Annotated in this window: 18 protein-coding genes; 7 read left to right on the top strand and 11 right to left on the bottom strand. The window is 57.2% G+C overall.

Annotated features, from left to right (window positions below):
• From MJ923_RS00400 to MJ923_RS00370, 7 genes are all read right to left on the bottom strand, one after another.
• Window positions 1–486 carry a nitrous oxide reductase accessory protein NosL gene (locus MJ923_RS00400; protein WP_240589422.1) on the bottom strand — a complete coding sequence of 162 codons (486 nt, stop codon included), beginning with the start codon at window positions 484–486 and terminating at the stop codon, window positions 1–3.
• 123 nt (window positions 487–609) lie between these two features.
• Complete coding sequence (gene nrfD / locus MJ923_RS00395) at window positions 610–1,557, bottom strand: NrfD/PsrC family molybdoenzyme membrane anchor subunit (protein WP_240589421.1); 948 nt, start codon at window positions 1,555–1,557, stop codon at window positions 610–612.
• Between the two features lies 1 nt (window position 1,558).
• The gene (locus MJ923_RS00390; protein ID WP_240589420.1) at window positions 1,559–2,260 is read right to left on the bottom strand and encodes a 4Fe-4S dicluster domain-containing protein; all 702 of its coding nucleotides are present in this window, start codon (window positions 2,258–2,260) and stop codon (window positions 1,559–1,561) included.
• Between the two features lie 15 nt (window positions 2,261–2,275).
• A complete protein-coding gene (locus MJ923_RS00385) occupies window positions 2,276–2,962 on the bottom strand; it encodes a tetratricopeptide repeat protein (protein ID WP_240589419.1) in 687 nt (228 codons plus the stop codon).
• Between the two features lie 44 nt (window positions 2,963–3,006).
• On the bottom strand, window positions 3,007–3,750 hold the full coding sequence (locus tag MJ923_RS00380; protein ID WP_240589418.1) for an FKBP-type peptidyl-prolyl cis-trans isomerase: 744 nt from the start codon (window positions 3,748–3,750) through the stop codon (window positions 3,007–3,009).
• A gap of 28 nt (window positions 3,751–3,778) precedes the next feature.
• Window positions 3,779–4,219, bottom strand: a complete 441-nt coding sequence (locus MJ923_RS00375) for a rhodanese-like domain-containing protein (protein ID WP_126169268.1) — start codon at window positions 4,217–4,219, stop codon at window positions 3,779–3,781.
• A gap of 47 nt (window positions 4,220–4,266) precedes the next feature.
• The gene (locus MJ923_RS00370) at window positions 4,267–6,312 is read right to left on the bottom strand and encodes a cytochrome c3 family protein (protein WP_240589417.1); all 2,046 of its coding nucleotides are present in this window, start codon (window positions 6,310–6,312) and stop codon (window positions 4,267–4,269) included.
• 369 nt (window positions 6,313–6,681) lie between these two features.
• On the opposite strand from MJ923_RS00370, the gene MJ923_RS00365 reads away from it, so the two are divergent.
• Genes MJ923_RS00365 through MJ923_RS00355 form a run of 3 tightly spaced genes read left to right on the top strand, consistent with a single transcriptional unit; the run spans window position 6,682 to window position 9,692 of the window.
• Complete coding sequence (locus tag MJ923_RS00365; RefSeq protein WP_240589416.1) at window positions 6,682–8,661, top strand: heme lyase CcmF/NrfE family subunit; 1,980 nt, start codon at window positions 6,682–6,684, stop codon at window positions 8,659–8,661.
• Window positions 8,658–9,077 (top strand): cytochrome c-type biogenesis protein, encoded by a 420-nt coding sequence (locus tag MJ923_RS00360; RefSeq protein ID WP_240589415.1) that lies wholly within the window; start codon window positions 8,658–8,660, stop codon window positions 9,075–9,077. The genes MJ923_RS00365 and MJ923_RS00360 overlap by 4 nt, the downstream gene beginning before the upstream one ends.
• Window positions 9,078–9,086: 9 nt before the next feature.
• Window positions 9,087–9,692, top strand: a complete 606-nt coding sequence (locus tag MJ923_RS00355) for a TlpA family protein disulfide reductase (RefSeq protein ID WP_240589414.1) — start codon at window positions 9,087–9,089, stop codon at window positions 9,690–9,692.
• Between the two features lie 116 nt (window positions 9,693–9,808).
• Here MJ923_RS00355 and MJ923_RS00350 read toward each other — a convergent pair whose 3' ends face one another.
• A complete protein-coding gene (locus tag MJ923_RS00350; RefSeq protein WP_240589413.1) occupies window positions 9,809–10,099 on the bottom strand; it encodes a helix-hairpin-helix domain-containing protein in 291 nt (96 codons plus the stop codon).
• Between the two features lie 94 nt (window positions 10,100–10,193).
• Between MJ923_RS00350 and MJ923_RS00345 the strand changes: the two genes are divergently transcribed.
• Window positions 10,194–10,766, top strand: coding sequence for a nucleoside triphosphate pyrophosphohydrolase family protein (locus MJ923_RS00345; protein ID WP_240589412.1), 573 nt, complete (start codon window positions 10,194–10,196; stop codon window positions 10,764–10,766).
• 64 nt (window positions 10,767–10,830) lie between these two features.
• Here MJ923_RS00345 and MJ923_RS00340 read toward each other — a convergent pair whose 3' ends face one another.
• Window positions 10,831–11,259 (bottom strand): excinuclease ABC subunit A, encoded by a 429-nt coding sequence (locus MJ923_RS00340; RefSeq protein ID WP_240589411.1) that lies wholly within the window; start codon window positions 11,257–11,259, stop codon window positions 10,831–10,833.
• Window positions 11,260–11,497: 238 nt separating this feature from the next.
• Between MJ923_RS00340 and torT the strand changes: the two genes are divergently transcribed.
• A complete protein-coding gene (gene torT, locus MJ923_RS00335) occupies window positions 11,498–12,571 on the top strand; it encodes a TMAO reductase system periplasmic protein TorT (RefSeq protein WP_240589410.1) in 1,074 nt (357 codons plus the stop codon).
• Here torT and ubiA read toward each other — a convergent pair.
• Entirely contained in the window at window positions 12,522–13,394 is an 873-nt protein-coding gene (gene ubiA / locus MJ923_RS00330) for a 4-hydroxybenzoate octaprenyltransferase (RefSeq protein ID WP_240589409.1), read from the bottom strand. The two genes, torT and ubiA, sit on opposite strands and share 50 nt — an antisense overlap.
• 56 nt (window positions 13,395–13,450) lie before the next feature.
• Window positions 13,451–15,616 (bottom strand): DNA helicase II, encoded by a 2,166-nt coding sequence (gene uvrD / locus MJ923_RS00325; RefSeq protein WP_240589408.1) that lies wholly within the window; start codon window positions 15,614–15,616, stop codon window positions 13,451–13,453.
• A 141-nt stretch (window positions 15,617–15,757) separates the two neighbouring features.
• Here uvrD and MJ923_RS00320 point away from each other — a divergent pair, with 141 nt between their 5' ends.
• Window positions 15,758–16,651 (top strand): response regulator, encoded by an 894-nt coding sequence (locus MJ923_RS00320; RefSeq protein ID WP_240589407.1) that lies wholly within the window; start codon window positions 15,758–15,760, stop codon window positions 16,649–16,651.
• A gap of 500 nt (window positions 16,652–17,151) precedes the next feature.
• The gene (locus MJ923_RS00315) at window positions 17,152–18,645 is read left to right on the top strand and encodes an amidase (protein WP_240589406.1); all 1,494 of its coding nucleotides are present in this window, start codon (window positions 17,152–17,154) and stop codon (window positions 18,643–18,645) included.
• Window positions 18,646–18,665 lie beyond the last annotated feature (20 nt).

Here is an 18,665-nt window from a genome sequence, read left to right as displayed (position 1 = left end):
TCAATCCTCGCCTTTGAGCAGCTCAAGGGTGATGTCATCGAAGCCAAGCACCCGGCCACCAAAGTCGGCGGCAAACTTCTCGGCCGCTTCACGGCTGGCAAAGGGCGCCACTGCCGGGCCCATTACGGCTTTTTTGCTGGTGCCGTACACATAAAAGGCGCTCTTGGCATCGATAAAGGCGCTGTCGTCAGGCGTTTCCCAGTTGGTTGCGCCCATGTCGTGGACAAACAACGCCAGGGTACGGCGGCCGTTTTCGGGCTGCAGCACATAGTTGAACATGTCGCGGCTGGAGCAGAAGCGCGGACGGGTCTCGCCGTCATTCAGTATCACCTGCCCTTTGGGGCCGGGATATTTGGTGATCATCATACCGCACAGGTGGCAGCGGTCATGGTCGTGCAATGGCTCGGGGCGCAGATCGGTAGCAGTGACCTCAGAAAAGCAGGCGCTGAGCAAAGGGATAAGGGCGGCAATCAGCAGTTTTTTCATGGCTGGCTCCGGATGAAATGATTCCTTAAAAGCCGCCGCCCAACACGGAGATGAGATGGGGCGGCGGCCGGTTTTACCACGCAGACGTTAAGCGCTCTGCTTGTCAGATGGCATAGCTACCTGTCAGATCGCATAGCTTTGGCCTGCATACAGGATGAAGAGTCTAAGACACATCATGCCGCTGACCGCACACAGCCCACCCAGATAGAACGCCTGGGCCGAGTGGCTGAAGCGCTTGCCGGTGGCGAAGTTAAGCAACAGCGGCAGAACAAAGCCGACACCAACCACACCAAGCCAGAACAGCATCGACCAGTCACCGCCGTTAAAGGCGGCAAAGGCCATCTGGGCACCGGCATTACCTGTGGCAAGCGACACCATGATCATGAAGATGAACAGGGCTTCGGCGGCCATAATCGGCCACTCGGCGCCGTGCAGGAGCTTCATGTCACTGCTGTGCAAATCTTCATTGAAGAAGCGCACCGCCACCATCTTGGCCGCCGCCGCACCCGCCGACAGACCCGACGCCACAAACAGCGCCGGCAGTACCGAGGTGTTGATGATGGGGAAGCGGATAAGTGCCGAGATCAGAAAGCCGGTGTAGGCACACACGGATACCGCGAGTACCAGGAGCGCGATTTCCATCGGCCGACGCTGACCTTCAAGCCTGGCAGCAATGCCGCTGAGCATGGCGCCCATGGGCAAATACTTAAGCTCTTCTTTCAGGGCAACCAAACACACCAGCGCCAACAGCGGCATATAGGCACACAGGGCAATCACCCCGATGGACATGACCGAGTTCAGGTTATAAAACACCAGAATTCGCCAGAAAAACAGCGGGTTGGTCAAGTCCAATACCAGACACAACATCCCAAGGCCAATGGTAACCAGCGCGGTAATGCTGGCAGCCTTCAGCAGTGGCGTGTTGCCGCTCTGGCCTTTAAATAGCCTAAGCCCAAGGGCGATGGTCAGGGCGCCGCCGGAAATCCCGGCGAAAAACAGGTACACCGCGATAGGCCAGGGCCAGGCGACCCCTTCAGACAGCCCGAGGGTAAAAGCAATGCTTCCGTCCATGTCAGACTCCTGTTTTCACTATGGGGATGTAACGCAGGCTCGGCTCGGTGCCAAGATGCGGCTTGATCCTGACCGAGTCCTTCACCGCCAAAAGCTTGCTGACGTAAGAGTCCGGATCATTGATGTCGCCAAACACCAGCGCGTCGTGACGGCAACTCTCCACACAGGCAGGCAGCAGTCCCTTCGACAGGCGGCTTTCGAGGCAGAAGTCGCAGTTATCGGCCACCTTGGTGGCAGCGTTGATAAAGCGCGCGTTGTAGGGGCAGGCACCGATGCAGTACTTGCAGCCGGCACACTTGCCTTCATCCATGGTGACCACGCCGGTGGCCGGGTCACGCATGGCGGCGCCGGTGGGGCATACGGTCACGCAGGGCGCGTCCTTACACTGCTGGCAGGACACCCGCACGAACTTGCGCTCGCAGTCGCACTTGAGCTTACCGCAGTGGGGGCAAGGCTTACCTTCCACCCGGCCGGACTGCTGCTCAAGCAACAGCCGCGACTGGCCTTCGGGCAAGCCATTGGCCTGATTGCAGGCGGTTTTACATTCGCCGCAGCCGACACACTTGTTCTGGTCGAACACCATTACGTAGTGCGGCTTGTGGCCGCCGGCTTCGGCGTCCTCGCGGCTGGTACATCCCATGGGCAGCAGGGCTGCCGAGCAGGCACCGATCAAAAACCGGCGCCGCGATAGATGTTCACTCACAGATTCCTCCTCGGGTCATGGATTGACCCTGTTATCCTTCAGCCTGGCTTCGACACGGGCCTCGATGCGGGCATCGACACGGGCAATTGCGCGTTCTATGGCCTCGCGCCTGGTTTCCCCGGCGTTGCTGTCCAGCAGCCACTGCCACTGCCCTCGGGCGGCACTGAAGGCACCGGCCTGATAAAAGGCGGTGGCCAGCAGCAGGCGGCTTTGCAAATCAAAGGGGTCGATAGCCAGGGCGCGGGCGATAAGCCCTGAGCTGGTTTGGCTTAAGATGCGGCCATCACGGTAGTAGAGTGCCTCGGCTTCGCGGGTGAAAAGTTCGCTCTTTTCCCCTTCAAGCAAACGCACTTGCTGCCACAGGCTCGCGGCCTCACTGTAGCGGCTGCCCTCGCCGTAAAGTCCGGCGAGCTTTCGCATCACTCCGACATCGCCGGGCCTGGCTTCCAGCTCGCGGCGCGTCTCAGTGATACGGCCTGCCAGCTGATAGTCGATACGCTCATCTACCCTTGCCGTTTGCCACTGCCCAAAGGCTCCCTGCCCGGCGTAGATGGCTGCCGCCAGCGGCAGCAACAGGCACACCAGGGAGATGGGTAGCCAGGCGTCGGTGGCCTCGCCCCCGGCGCTGGCACGGAGATGACCGAATACCAGTGCAGCAGGGACCAGCAAACTTATGGCGATGAGCACTATCAGCAGCGTCATGACAACATCCTTCGGGTTACCAAACTCAACGACTCATCCGCGCCTCAGTGACCCATGCCCATCATGGCGCCGTGGTCACCCTTGCCAGGCTGTTCGACTTTGACCAGTTCAAGTTCGAACATCACCGCAGCCTCGGGCGGAATGACTCCGGCACCGTCCTTGCCGTAGGCGAGGTCGGCGGGGATCAGGATTTTCGCCTTGCCGCCTTCGCGCAGCTGACGGATACCCTGCTCAAGCCCCGGGATCACCGTCATCAGCGCAAAGCGTGCCGGTGTGTCGCCGGTGTTCTCAAACTCGCTGCCGTCGCTTAAGGTGCCGCGGTATTTCACTGTGACCACATCCTCGGGCTTGGGCTGCTCGCCCTTACCAACGCTCAGCATCTCCAGCTGCACCCCAGACTCCAGGGTGGTGACCTTGGCGTTGCTGGCGTTGGAGGCCAAAAACGCCTCGCTGCGCGCCTTCTGCTCGGCGGCAAGCTCGGCCAGTTTGGCGTCACGGGCGCTGTTCAGCCGCTCGGCTCTGTCGTTCAAAAGGCCAACAATGACGTCATCGCTGAGTTTGCTTTGGTTTTTGAGGGCATCGACGAAGCCTTCAATCACCTTGGCCACCTCGGCATTTTCACCAAGTTCGGCATGTTGATAGAGCTGATTGGACACATAGCTGCCCACAGAGGCGCCCAGCGCATAGGACTCATCCGCAGGGGCATCGGCGGCAGCAACAGACAGTGAAAGACACACTCCAGACAGGGCCAGGGTGAGGGTTTTGAATTTGAACTGGATTGATTTCATTACTACTTTCTCCAAAAGCAAAAAGGGATCAGGGCTTTTCCACCGGCCTGCCGGAAATACGCCAACCATAGACACCGTCGGGCATCTGGCGCACATCTGTGTAGCCAAGCTTCATCACTTCCCGCGCGGCCAGCACGCTGGCGGTGCACAGGCGGTTGGCGCAATAGAACACCAGAGTGGCGCTCTTGTTTGCGGGCAGCAGCTTCTGCCAGTCGCGCACGTTGAAAAACACGGCGCCGGGCAGGTAGCCATCGGCCCAGATTTCCAGGGTGTTCACATCGAAGAAGTGCACATTGGGCTGACCGAGCAGTGACTCGGCTTCCATCATGGAGATCTGGTTAAGCTCGGCCTCGTAGCGCACTGCGGGTTTAAGCTCGCCGCCACCGCCGGCCTGACACTCACTGGTCAGGACAAAGGGGGCGCCAAGCGCCAGCAGCGCCGGCCACAGATACAGGCTTGGGTTTCGCATCAGCATCCTCTCTTGCTGCCCCCGACCTTAGCCGGGGGCCTTGGGTATTACAGGGTTTTGGCGGTAGTGCCGCTGGCATCCAGAATGTTCTGGGCCTGGGTGACGTAGGTCAGGGCCGCATCCAGACGTTTTTGGATATAGCGTGGGCCGTGAACACCCCATGAACCGTCTTTACGGACCATGTCGACGGTATCGCGGGCCTTGTCGGTCAGCAGCAATACCTGGGTCTTGTCATCCACGTTCAGCACAGTCACTTCCATCAGTTTGTCGATGCGTACCAGTGCCTGTTCCACCTTCTCGAACACCTCTTTCACCGGGGTCTGCCACTTCATCACTTCGCCGTAGATTTCCATCTGATCTTCGAAGTGCAGGCCAACTTCCAGCTCAGACTGGAACTGGCTGTGACAGCCCTTGCCTTCCACCACTGAGTGGTCGGAAATCGCAGTACGGGCACAGCTCCACATCAGGTCGAGGTAGCCATGGCCGTTCTCGTCCTGGGCCACAGTCCAGCCCTTGGTGGTGGATTCCCGAGGCTTGCCTTCCGGTGGGTTGAGGGTCTTGCGGTCAGGGCTCACGTCAATCTTCCACAGGTGAGACTTACGCACCGCATCGAAACCGGCCTGATCCGGATACTGAATGGCGGTGAAGTTCTCACAGCTGCCCATGTTGGGCATGTGACAGCTGGTACAGGTGCTGTTGCTGTGGGTGTCGGTGTTTTTGGCCACTTCCGCCTGCACTGTGTGACAGTCGGTACATTCTTTCTTGAGGGTTGGCTTGGTGAAGCCAGACTGCCAATCGTTGCCGGTCACTTCGTGGGGATCGTGACAGGTAGCGCAGCGCATGCCCTTGTCGTAGTGAGCCGACATGAACATTTGCGAGCCTTCGGTACCACAGGATGGACAGGCCGACTTCATCTTCACGTTGAAGGCGTACTCCATCTTTTCCTTGCCCTGTGGGGTGTCTGCCAGTTCATCGATAAAGTTGAACCGCTGGTGACAACGTTCACAGTTGGATGGCATGCCGCCGCCCACACCGCCATCGAGGTGACCTCCGGCGCCGTGACACTCTTCACAGGCGATACCTTTACTGATGGTGTGTTCCTGCAGCTTCTTGGGGTCGCCCAGGGCGCTTAAGAATTCATCCTTGCTCTTGAAGTCAAACTTGAAGGTGTGGCACACCTCGCAGTAGGAGCTGGCAGGCTGGAACAGGAAGTCTTTTTCGTACTTGGCACCGTAGGAGGTCATGCCCCACTGGTGGGAGCCACTGGCGCCAAAGTCCTTCATTTCGGTTGGGAAGCCAGGAATTGCCTTGTTGATTTTTTTGGCCATTTCCGGGGTCAGCCACTCGGCCCAGCCACGGGAAAACTGGTTACCGCCCGCCACCAGGGTGCCGGTGCCGTCTTTGAGCAGACCGTCTTTGATGTGGTAGCTGCCGCGCACCAGATAGCTGTCGATAAAGCCGTACTTGGTACGTGGCGTACCCACGGTGGCGTAAATAGCTTCGGCGGTCACCCCATCAGGCAGGATAGATGCCTCTGAGCCATACATTTTTTGCTTGAGGTCGTTATCCACCTCAGGGTGATCGCCGGGGAAGCGGATTGTCTTGGCGTGACGGGAGCGTTTCCACTTCTCGTACTGCACCGCGTGACACTCGCCGCACTTCTCGGGGCCAACAAACTTGTTGGGATAATCGAGAATCGATTTGGCACCCAGACGGTATTGCACCGCCATTGGGCGGCCAACGCGCTCACTGTATTTCTGGCTGTTGCCCTGATCCAGGTATTCTTCACCCCGGTCGGAAATACGGTAGGTCCCCTTGATACGGCCTTCTTCGGCGTACTTGAATACAGGGTGGTTCTGGAACAGGAAGTCAAACAGCTCTTTTTCCTGAACAATATAGTCCTGCAGGGTTTTTACGCCCTTGCTTTCTTCGGTCAGATCCGGATTGGCAATGACCTTCTGGGCAGACTTGCCCATGTTCTTATTGCCATAGCCCGGATCCCCTTCAGAAGCCGCAACGGCAGCGCCGGATAAGGCGACGCTACCCAGGCTCAACAGCACTGACAGTGCCGTCCTGGATTTCCATGGTTTCATCACACTCTCCTCTCATCATCTTTGTTTGTTTTCTTGCCGCCCCGGCGCACTTGCCAGAGCGGTCAACGACTTGAGCGAGGCCATAATGAGTGGGAGTGAAGGGAAAAAATCTGCGCTGACGCACACTGGAAAACGGCTTATATCTCAGGAATTATCAAAGAGGTACATTCCATTATTTTTCATAATGTTAGCCATCACCAAATCACATCAATTCAGATGTAAAAATGCCTTTTTTGAGTTCTCAAAACTTATGAATCCCCCCTTGAAAAGTGAAAAAAAACACAGCCGATTTTGCCCTTGAGAGGGATCACATTTCCCCCGGCGATTTGTCGTTAAGGTGCCCTCACCTGCAAACACCAGAGCACCTTTATGCTTGCCGAAATCGGACACTATCTGCTTATTCTCGCCACGACAGTGGGGCTGGGAGGCGGCTGCCTTATGGCCAGTGGCCAATGGCAACCCAGATACACCCGCTATTTGTGTCGGCTGTCCCAGGCGCTGGCCTGGATGGGTGCGGCGCTGTGGCTGGGTGCCATGCTGATATTGGCGCTGTGCTTTCTCACGGATGACTTTTCGGTGGCCTATGTGGCCAACCACTCCAACTCAGGGCTGCCACCGGTTTTCAAGGTGGCAGCACTTTGGGGCAGCCATGAGGGCTCACTGCTGCTGTGGGCTGGCTTGCTTGGGCTGTTCGCGGTGATATTTTTCAAATCCCAGCCTGGGTTGGGGCTAAGCCAATGGCTGCTGGCCGGTTTCGGCCTGGTGATAGTGTTTTCGGCCAACCCCTTTGCCCGATTACTGCCGGGGGTGCCAGCCGAAGGTCGCGACCTTAACCCGGTCTTGCAGGATATAGGGCTGATTTTGCATCCGCCGATGCTGTTTATCGGTTATGTGTTTTTGTGCCTGATTTTTGTGGCCGTGCTGGCCGCGCTGTGGCAACCACCCACGGCGGCGCAGCAGCCAGCGGCACGCAAACAGCTGCGTACCCTGACCCTGCTTGGCTGGCTGTTTTTAACCGGCGGCAATGTGCTGGGGTCCTGGTGGGCCTATAACGAGCTTGGCTGGGGCGGTTGGTGGTTTTGGGATCCGGTTGAAAACGCAGCCTTTATCCCCTGGCTACTGACCACGGCGCTGCTGCACAGCCTTTGTGGTAAAAGCGCATCTGTAACCGGGCGTTCTATTCAGCTACTGGCCGTCGCCGCCTTCGGTACCTGTTTGCTGGGCAGCTTTTTGGTGCGTTCCGGCATAGTGCAATCTGTGCATGCCTTTGCCAGCTCCCCCGAGCGCGGCGCAAGCTTGCTGGCTCTGATTGGCGCCTGCCTCATGCCAGCCCTGTGGTTATTTGCCCTGCGCCATTCAGGTTATCAATCCGGACTTCAATCCGGGCATCAATCCGGGCAGGCAGCGAACCGGCAATCGCAGACCTTGGACCTCGGCATCGTCAGCCTCAGCACAGCGGCGCTGACCGTACTGCTTGGCACCCTGTATCCGCTGCTTTATGAACTGAGCGGCCTTGGCAAAATTTCCGTTGGCGCCCCCTACTTCAACAGCGTATTCGTGCCGCTGGTGTGGCTGGCGGCGGCGCTGATGGGCTGGCGCTGGTTTGGCTCGGCATCGCAGCGATGGCTGGCCGCCGCACTGGCGATGCTATTGCCGCTTGGCTTGATAGCCACTGAGCGGCCGGACTCTGATATCTGGGCACTGCTTGGCATGAGCGCCGCCTGCTGGCTAATCCTTGCCGAGCTGTCATTGTGGCGCCAAGCCCGCAAACGCCCACGCCCCCGGGCGCGACTGGCCCACATTGGCGTTGCTATCAGCATCCTTGGCGCCACCTTTGTCAGTCAGTACGAAACCGAAGCCGTGCTGCGAATGGGGCCGGACACAGGCAAAACCATCAGCAGCCTGGGCGGCGACTACAGCTTTGTTTACCGCGAAACCGCCCGGGTGGAAACCCGTGCTTTCCACGCCATTGAAGGCCGGATTGAGCTGCTCGACGCCCAAGGCGAGCGCATCCTGTGGCTGCTGCCACAGCGTCAAAGCTTCAAAAGCAATGGCATGGAAATGTCCCAGGCAGGCATCAGCCATGGTCTGTGGCAGGACTTTTATGTATCCATGGGGCAGAAACTCGATGAAAACACCTATCTCATCCGCCTGTCCATCAAGCCACTGGTGAGCTGGATATGGCTGGGCGGCGCCTTGATGATGCTGGCGGTACTGCTGCCAGTTCTGCTCAGGTGTCTGGCGTTTGCCCGCCGGCGAATCAGCGCAGGCGCAAAGGGCTGCTCGGCGCGCCTTTCAACACAGACCGAGCACTCTTCATCACCAGCCATATCCGGGGAGGTTTTATGAAGCTGCTGTTTTTGCCACTGATGTTATTCATGTTGCTGGCAATGGCGCCGCAGCAAAGCGCCTGCGCCGCCCAGGGCCATGCTGTGGCCAGCTCAAAGGGTACAGATAGGCTCAGCCTCGCCATGGATATCGCCAAAGAACTGCGCTGCCCCATGGCCACCAATCAGAATCTGTTTGAGTCGGAAACCGCTATTGCCAGCGAACTCAAGGCACAGATTTACCTGATGCTGGAACAGGGTCAGAGCCGCGAGCAAATTCTCGATTTTATGACCCAAAGATACGGTGAGCAGATCCGCTATCAGCCCAAACTCGCCCTCGGCACAGCCATGCTGTGGGGCGCACCTGTGCTGCTGTTTTTGGGGCTGATATTACTGGCCCTGAGGCCCAACTTCACCCGGCTCACCCGAACCGAATAAGGAACAACTATGCGTATCTTGCTGATTATTCTGAGCCTGTTTGGCAGCGCGGCCATGGCTGCCGGAAACCTGCAACACAAGGCCTATGACACAGGGGAAGCTCTCAGTAAGCCCATGGTGATGACAGGCTTTGTGGAACTCAGCCGTGCCCGCAGCATTCCGGATATTCGCTTTGCCGATATCGATGGCAATGCCAAACGCCTCGATGAGCATCAGGGCAAACTGGTGGTACTGAACCTGTGGGCCAGCTGGTGTGCCCCCTGTCTTCGGGAAATGCCGGCGCTGCAGGCGCTGCAAACCCAGCTCATTGATGCGCCTATCGAAATAGTGCCGCTGTCGCTGGATGAAGATCCGTCCGGCATTCCGGCCTTTTTGAGCCGCCATGGGCTGGAGCAATATCAAAGCTGGTTCGACCCACAGTTGAAAGTGGAGGCCATCATGCCCGCCAACGTGGTACCGGCAACCTATGTATTTGATGGTGAGGGAAACCTTGTGGGCTTTGTCCGAGGTTTCCTTGACTGGAGCGATAAGGAGTCCGAGGCGTTTTTGCGCGCGCTCGGCCACAAGTATACCGGCGAGCATCTACAAACCCTGATGGAAACCCCTTCCGTCTAAACTGGTTCCCTGCAAACCACCCTGCTAGGCAAGAGTCTTTTCGGGTTCCTCCACCCAAAGAGTGTTGTGCCCCTTTCCCGCCATGCACGCCGACTTTCCGGCGGGAAAGGCTTTTTCTAAATCTCTGGATATCGCGCTTTGCGCGCCTCGGTGTAATCCCACCATGGCCTGGGGTCATCCCCCTCACTGAAAGCCACCAACGACATAAACACATCAAGTACACAAGGGTCGTGCCGCTCCCCGGTGAGGTCGCACAGCCGCAAATACAAGGTCAGCGGATCTTGCCCCTTCAGCGCATCATGGTGATGAATTCCCAGTAATACCAAATCCTTGGCAGTGGCTGGCCCCACGTTGGGCAAGTCGGTGAGCTTATTCAGCTTGTTACGGTCGACCTTGGCGGGATGCATTCGGGCTCCTTGGTTGGCTTGAATGGGTTTTGCCTCGGGCGAGGCAATTCTTTATCATCCCGAGTCTCACGTAATTTCCGCAAAAAGGCGAGCCATGAAACTGACCATGCTGACACCGGCACTCTATGAAAAACTGTACCGGGACATTCACGAATTCCGCACCACCTTCGATTTACCGGTGGAAGACGGCGCCAGCCTGGATGACAAGGCCGACACCCTGCACTCTTCGCTGATTATTGAAGAGCTGACCGAGCTTGCCGAAGCCGATAGCAAAGTCGAGCAGGCCGATGCCATTGTGGACAGCGTCTATGTACTCATGGGCCGCGCGGTGCATCTGGGTGCCAAGCGCGCCGATGCCCATCTGGAAATCAGCTATTTTATCGATGTGCTGCTGCACGTGGCGGCAAACCGTGGCATCAACTTTGAAGTTTGCTGGGATGAAGTGCACTCAAGCAATATGAGCAAGGTGTGCCGCACCGAGGCCGAGCTTAACGACACCATCGCCCACTACGCCAAGCAGGGTGTGGAGATTGTTGGCAGCCATCAGGGCGATTTTTTAATTGCCAAGTGCGCCAAAGATGTTGATCTGGAAGGCAAAACCGTACGTCAGGGTAAGGTGCTCAAATCCGTGTATTACCGTCCGGCCAACCTGGCCACACTGGTGTAATCAGCCTTAGACATAAACAGAAAAAGCAGGCCAAGGCCTGCTTTTTTGTCTCTTGAGTTCAGTGTTAGAACTTCACCAGAGTGCCTTTCAGCGCCACGCCGGCCATAATGTTTCCGGCGCCACATTCATACTCGGTGTCGCTGGCAAAATCGCGCTTCTTGTACCAGGACTGGATATTCACCACCGCATCCATGCCTTCACGTTGGGCTCGTTCCTGCAGGGCTTTGAGCGCACTCAGCATGACCCATTCACAGGCTTCCTGATCCGATTTGCCAAAGGCATTGGTCTTTTTATTGCTGACCACTTCGCCATAGCTGCTCTTCACTTCCGGGTGAGTTTGGCTGCCAAAATACAAAGGTACATCCAGCAGCGCCTCTTTGGCTTTGCTGCTCGCCAGCAGGGTTTCAATGGGATATTGACCAATAGAGTCCCGAGCCTGGGCAGAGCCCACAACACCAGCGGCAAGCAGCGCCAGCACAATCACTTTCTTCATCTAAATTTCCCTATAACAGACAGCTGATACGCAATTATTTTGCTAAACCGCATCATGATAACGCCATCGCGGTGGATTTTGACAACAGAAACCACTGCAGATCTAATATTTTTAAACGTTCGGCATACGGTTAAGCCGCTGATTTATCGCTTTATTTGCCTTGCTGCTTGCGGGCGCCTTTCAATTGGCCACAGAAGAACTAGGCTTATTTCAATAACCCTTAATCAACCCGTGCACTATGCGAACCCTTGCCCTGCTGCTGACCCTGCTATCCCTGCCCTGTGCAGCACAGTGGTTTCCCCTGGAAATGATGGTCGATGGCAGCCCTGCCCAGTTCCAGCCTCCCAGGACGGCCAGCAAGCCCTGGCGCCTGTGCGCCCTCCTGCCCCATGGCAAAGATCATTACTGGTGGGGCGTTGCCTGGGGCTTGTCGGAGGAAGCGAAACGCCTCGGCGTGGAAATCGGTATTTACGATGCCGGTGGCTACGACAAGCTGGCAGTACAAAAACAGCAGCTGCGCGACTGCCATAAACTCAAGGCCGATGCTTATATCATCGCGGCCATTTCCGCCGATGGCCTCAACGCCGAGGCGGCACTGCTGAATGCCGATGGCATTCCGGTAATCGATCTGGTCAATGGCATGAGCACCGATAAGGTCAGCAGTCGCTCGCTGGTGCATTTTTCGGATATGACCAGGGCCGCTGTGGAATTTATGCTGGCACAGGACACTCAGGGTGAGCGGGATCTGGGCTGGTTCCCCGGGCCGGAAGGCGCCGCCTGGGTCACAGACGCTGAAAACGGCCTAGAAGCCGCGCTGGAGGGCCAGCAATTTACCCTGTACCACGGCGGCTACGGGGTTACCGAAACCTTTGTACAGGCCGATTTGGTACGCAAAATGGTGGGCAGCCACCACCCCAACTACATCATCGCCAACGCAGTGGCCGCCACAGTGGCAAGCAAGTACTTTACCGATGGCAAGCGCGGCAAAACCAAGGTGATTTCCTTTTATTCAAACCCGCAAACCATTGAACTTATTCGCGATGGCGCCCTGCAGGCGACAGTCACCGACTCGCCGGTGCTGCAGGCAAGAGTATCTGTGAGTCTGGCCGTGAAATGGCTGGAAGATGGCTATGCGCCGGCACTGGTCAGTCCCATTATCGAGGTGCTGACGCCGGAGAATGTGAAAGATGCTGATCTGGAGCGAACGCTACCGCCGGACAATCAGTGGATGATCCACCAGCAGCTCAGCCCGGTAGGCGCGGCTACAGCGCAGATATTCCGTAATCTGCACCCAGCGCCAAAAAGAGAGTAAGTCCGGCATAGTTGTTGTTCAAAAACGCCTTGAAGCAATCGGCGCGGTCGCGGCCATGGATAAGCCGCTGTTGGTACACCGAAAAGCCGATAAAGGTAGCAATGCCCAGGGCATAGAGCAGGCCACGATCGGCACTCCAACCGGCGGCAATAAAGCAGCCCAGCGCCGCAAGCTGAAATAAGCCAATGATTTCTCTGTCAAATCGGCCAAACAAAATCGCCGTCGACTTGATACCAACCTTAAGGTCATCATCCCTGTCGACCATGGCATACATGGTGTCGTAGGCCACAGTCCAGAACCAGTTGGCGGCAAAAAGCCACCAGGCAGACGCAGGCACTTCACCGGTCTGGGCGGCATAGGCCATGGGAATCGACCAGCTCCACACCACACCGAGGAACATCTGCGGCATATTGGTCCAGCGCTTGGTGAAGGGGTAAATTACGGTGAGGATAATGCCCACCACCGACAACTTCACCACCAGCGGATTGAGCATCAGCACCAGGGTAAAGGCAAACAGCCCCAGCGCCACAAACAGAATAATCGCCTCACGCACCGAGACTTCACCGCTGGCCAGCGGACGGCTTTTGGTGCGGGCCACATGACCATCGAGATCCCGGTCGGCATAGTCGTTGATAATGCAGCCGCAGGCACGCATCACCACCACACCAATCACAAACACCATCAGCACCTTGATGTCGGGCATGCCACCGGCAGCAAGCAGCAGTGCCATCAGACAGGGCCACAGCAGCAGCAGAGTGCCGATCGGGCGGTCAAGCCGCATCAGGCGGGAGTATGCATCCCATTTTTGCGCAAGTTTGCTCATGTGACTTCCTTTTGGGTTTCGCGCCCGATTATGCCAAATGCCGTGACGACCTTAAATCAGATATTTTCCAGCTTGGCGTAACTGACCACCAGCCACTTGCTGCCGAAGTCATCGAAATGTACCTGTACCCGCGCCTGGGGGCCGCTGCCTTCGTAGTTGGTGACTGTGCCATCGCCAAACTTGAAGTGTCTGACCCGGCCGCCCACTCTGAGGCCCGAATCGTTGAACGACTGCTGAGCATGGGCAAAACGGTTGGCCGCCATGGGCGCCGACACCTGAGCCTTGAGGCGAATTTCCTCCACATACTGCGGCGGAATTTCGCGGATAAAGCGCGAGGGACGGGCGTAATCTTCACGGCCGTAAATGCGCCGTGACTCAGCATAGGTGATGTAGAGCTTGTCCATGGCGCGGGTCATACCCACGTAACACAGGCGCCGCTCTTCTTCGAGCCTGTCGCCTTCTTCCAGCGCCAGTTTGCTTGGGAAAATCCCTTCTTCCACCCCGGCCATAAACACCAGCGGAAACTCCAGGCCCTTAGCGGAGTGCAGCGTCATCAGCTGCACCGCATCCGTGTGGGCATCTGCCTGACCTTCACCGGCTTCCAGCGCTGCGTGGGACAGGAAGGCGTCCAGCTCTGGCATGTCATCCAGCTCTTCGGGCATCTCAAAACTGCGGGCGGCAGTGACCAATTCTTCAAGGTTTTCTACCCGAGCCTGGGCATTTTCACCCTTTTCAGCCTCGTACATAGCCTTAAGGCCCGAGTGCTGAATCACATGGTCAGCCACCCGATACAGTGGCAGCTCGTCGGTGTCGTTTCGCAGCTGCACTATCAAATCCAAAAAGCCCTTCACCGCGTTGGCGGCGCGGCCAGACAATACCTTTTCTTCCATCAGTCGCAGACTGGTCTGCCACAGGGTCAGCTGCTCTTTGCGGGCGGTTGAGCGCAAGATATCCATGGTGCGCTCGCCTATGCCACGGGCGGGGGTGTTGACCACCCGCTCGAAGGCGGCATCGTCATCGCGGTTGGAAATAAGCCGCAGATAGCCCATGGCGTCTTTAATTTCCTGACGCTCGAAGAAGCGCAGGCCGCCATAGATACGATAAGGTAAGCCTTTGTGCAACAAGGCTTCTTCCAATACCCGCGACTGGGCGTTGGAGCGGTAGAGAATGGCGCACTCGCCCAGCATGCCGCCCTTGTCCTGCCAGTCGCTGATCCGACCGACAATAAAGCGCGCCTCATCCATTTCGTTGAAGGCGCAGTAAAGAGAAATCGGCTCGCCGTCTTTGTCTTCGGTCCACAGCTCCTTGCCCATACGGTCGGGGTTGTTGGCAATGAGCTCGTTGGAGGCTTTGAGGATATTGCCGGTGGAGCGGTAGTTTTGCTCAAGACGTATGGTCTGGGCGCTGGGGAAATCTTTTAAGAAGCGATGCAGGTTTTCCACCTGAGCGCCGCGCCAGCCGTAAATCGACTGATCGTCGTCGCCCACTATCATCACATTGCCGCTGTTACCCGCCAGCACCCGGATCCAGGCGTATTGAATGGCGTTGGTGTCCTGAAACTCGTCCACCAGAATATGGCGGAATCTGTCCTGATAATGAGCCAGCAGATGGGGCTTATTGAGCCACAGTTCATGGGCGCGCAGCAGGATTTCGGCAAAATCCACCAAACCGGCTCTGTCACAGCTGTCCTGATAGATGCGATACAGCTCCAGCAGCTTTTGCTCCATCGGGAAGGGACCGGCATCAATATGGTCGGGTCTTAAGCCCTGATCTTTTTTGCCATTGATATAGCCCGCCACCAGCCTGGGCGGATACTGTTTTTCATCCAGATTCAGACTCTTGAGGATACGCTTAAGCAGTCGCTGCTGATCGTCGGAGTCCATGATCTGGAAACTTTGCGGCAATCCGGCGTCCTGCCAGTGGGTACGAAGCAGCCGGTGAGCCAGGCCGTGGAAAGTACCAATCCACATCCGGCCGGTGTTATGGCCAACGATTTTTTCCACCCGCTCGCGCATTTCGGCGGCGGCCTTGTTGGTAAAGGTCACGGCGAGAATGGAATAAGGACTCTGGTTTTCAACCTGCAACAGCCAGGCAATCCTGTGGGTCAATACCCGGGTCTTGCCACTGCCTGCACCGGCCAGCACCAGCATGCTGGATTGGGGCGCTGCCACCGCTTCACGCTGTTTATCGTTCAGGCCATCCAGTAAAAAAGAAACGTCCATTCCTGCCTCCCAAAAGTCGAGGCGGCATTATAACAGAAGCATTCCGGCATGGGGCGCCGCCGCACAATCCATTACTGGGCAAATCGCCGGCGAGTGATTAAGATACAATTGTGCAATTCTGATACAGCCAAATTCGACTCCATGACTTATACACTGCCGCCGCTGACACTGGACGTCCAAGGACGCAACCTGACCTGCCATGGTCAGAAGCTTCATTGTGACGAACGTACCCTGCTGCTGATGCAACTGCTGATCGAGCGCTTTCCGGAGCCGGTGGATCAGCAAATGTTGCTCGACACCCTGTGGCCCAACACAGTGGTCAGTAGCTGGTCAGTTGCCCGGCTGATCTCCGATACCCGCAAGTTATTTAAAGATGCCGGGGTGACCGAGAGCGTTATTCAAACCCTGCACGGCCGTGGCTATCGGCTCGAGCCCGAACTGGCCGCCCGGTTGCAAACAGCCCCGCAGCAAGAGACCGCCCCAACAACACAGATGCATCCAGCCACTAAACGCCGTGCCCATCCGCTGCTGTGGGCAGCCCTTGCAGCCACAGTGCTGTTGGCAGGCGTTTGGCAGTATCTCAGTCAAAATCCGCAAACCCTGCTCATTGGCGAACCCGCGGACGTAAAAGGCCGACTACTGTGGGTGGATGACCATCCCAGTAACAACCAGGCTGAAATCACCAGCCTGAAAAAACGCAATATCGCGGTGTACACCACCACCAGCACCGACGAAGCGCTTATGCTGCTGTCGATGTATCGCTACGATGTGATTATCTCCGACATGGGTCGTGGCGAAGATTCGCTGGCAGGGCTTAAGCTGGTAGAGAGCCTGCGACAGAGTGGCGACAACACCCCATTTTTCCTCTATACCATTTTGCCCTCGGATGCCCAGCGTCAGCTGGTACTTGAGCACGGTGCCCAGGGAGTGGCCGTGGATGAGGAAGCGCTGTTTGCCCTGCTGGATGGCGTAAGCTGGGGAGTTAAATCCACCGATAAAGCCCCACCGGCCGCTTCATTGGCGCAACAACAGTAAAATCTAATCACTTGATTTATTTAGATTTCAAATAAATTCAAAACATTTCACACCCACTTTTGGCCATTTGGCGCTACAACTTTGCTGTCCAAAAGTATGCGGCTCAGGGTCGGATAACTGCGGAAAGGGAAAAGGGGAAATTCCCCTTACAATGGCGCCCAATTGGTCGGGGCTTTGGAGTCGAGCCTGGCACCGGCCATGGTCAAGGATGACCGGGGCGCCGCCACCCAGTTACAGGTGCAATCAAGGCGCAAAAGGAGGAGTCGCCTGAAGGGAGGGAAATTCATGTTACTTGCCATCCTGCTTGCCATCTTCATTATCACCAGTCTGTATCTGCTGTTTCATCTGCGGGAGTAACGCCAGACCTGCGTGCTTCCCGTGTAAAGCCGCGACATGCTGCCTGAGCGCCACCAGACAGACACCAGAACCCAGCCGCTTGACGGCGGACTGAAATTTGCGCACCTTGACCCATACCTGTTACGCCCAAGGAAAGGTCATACGTGAAACCCCAAGCCCGATTTCTGCTTCTCAGCGCTCTGCTCTGTGCCGTGTCACTTGGCAGCGCCTTTGCTGAGCAAACTGCCGCGCCCTTCGATTTTGAACATGCCAATGTTGCCTCGCTGCTGAATGCCCAGCAGCAGGGTACCTTGTCAGCCGCCGACATCAGCCGTCACTATTTGGATGTGATTGCCGCCAAAAACCCCCAATACCGCGCGGTAATCACCCTGGCGCCCGATGTTAGCGCCCAGGCACAACGGCTGGATGCCGCCCGTACACAAGGTAAACCCATGGGCGCGTTGCATGGCATTCCTGTGCTGATAAAAGACAACATCGACACCGCCGATGGCATGGCCAATACCGCTGGCAGCGTGCTGCTGGCCAACAACGTCCCCACTCAGGATGCGCCGCTTATCCAGAAACTCAGGGCCGAAGGTGCCATTATTCTTGGCAAAACCAACCTCAGTGAATGGGCCAACTTTCGCTCCACCCACAGCCTCAGCGGCTGGAGCAGCCTCAGTGGCCAAACCGGTAACGCCCACGACCCCAGTCGCAGCCCCTGTGGTTCAAGTTCCGGCTCTGCCGCCGCTGTGGCACTGGGAATGGCGCCGCTGGCCATAGGCACAGAAACCGATGGCTCTATCACCTGCCCTGCGGCCATGAACGGCGTGGTGGGTATCAAGCCAACGCTTGGATGGGTTAGCCAACAGGGGATTATTCCCATCTCAGCGCTGCAGGATACCGCAGGCCCCATGGCCAACTCGGTTGCCGATGCCGCCACCCTGCTTGTGGTGATTTCGGGTCACAACATGAGGGTGCCCGCCGCTGAGCTTAAGGGCCTGCGCCTTGGTGTAGTGGCCAATCTGATGGGCTACAGCCCCCGTACTGATGCCGCCTTTGCCGCCAGCCTTGAAAAGTTGCAGGCATCCGGCGTCACCCTGGTCGATGGCCTTGAGCTAGAGGGGCTGGGTGAAATGGGCGAGCTTGAGTTTCAACTACTGCTGTGGGACTTCAAAGATGCCATTGCCGAGTACCTGGCGGGCACAGCACTGCCGCAAAAAAGCCTTGCGGATCTGATTGTTGCCAATAACGCCAATGCCCAGAAGGCCATGCCGCTGTTCGGTCAGGAACTGTTTGAAATGAGTGATGCTTCCAAAGGCCGCGCCGAGCCTGAGTTTGCAGCTGCGCGCGCGCGGGCGCAGGAACTGGCAGGCAAGCTGGGTATCGATAAGCTGCTTGCAGCGCATAAGCTCGATGCCCTTGTCGCCCCCACCACAGGGCCCGGCTGGAAAATCGATGAACTCAACGGCGACCATTATGGCGGCAGTGCAAGCAGCCCTGCAGCCGTGGCGGGTTATCCCCATATCACCATTCCCATGGCCAAAACCGGCGGCATGCCGCTGGGATTGTCACTCTTTGCAGGTAAAGACAGTGACGCCCGTTTGATTGGTATTGCGATGGCGCTGGAGCCCTTACTGCAAAGCAAATCGCATTAAAACAAAAAGAGGGCCAAGGC

The sequence above is a fragment of the Shewanella zhuhaiensis genome, from assembly GCF_022484835.1.
Taxonomy (GTDB): Bacteria; Pseudomonadota; Gammaproteobacteria; order Enterobacterales; family Shewanellaceae; genus Shewanella; species Shewanella khirikhana.
This window is presented reverse-complemented; position numbering and strand designations above follow the sequence as displayed.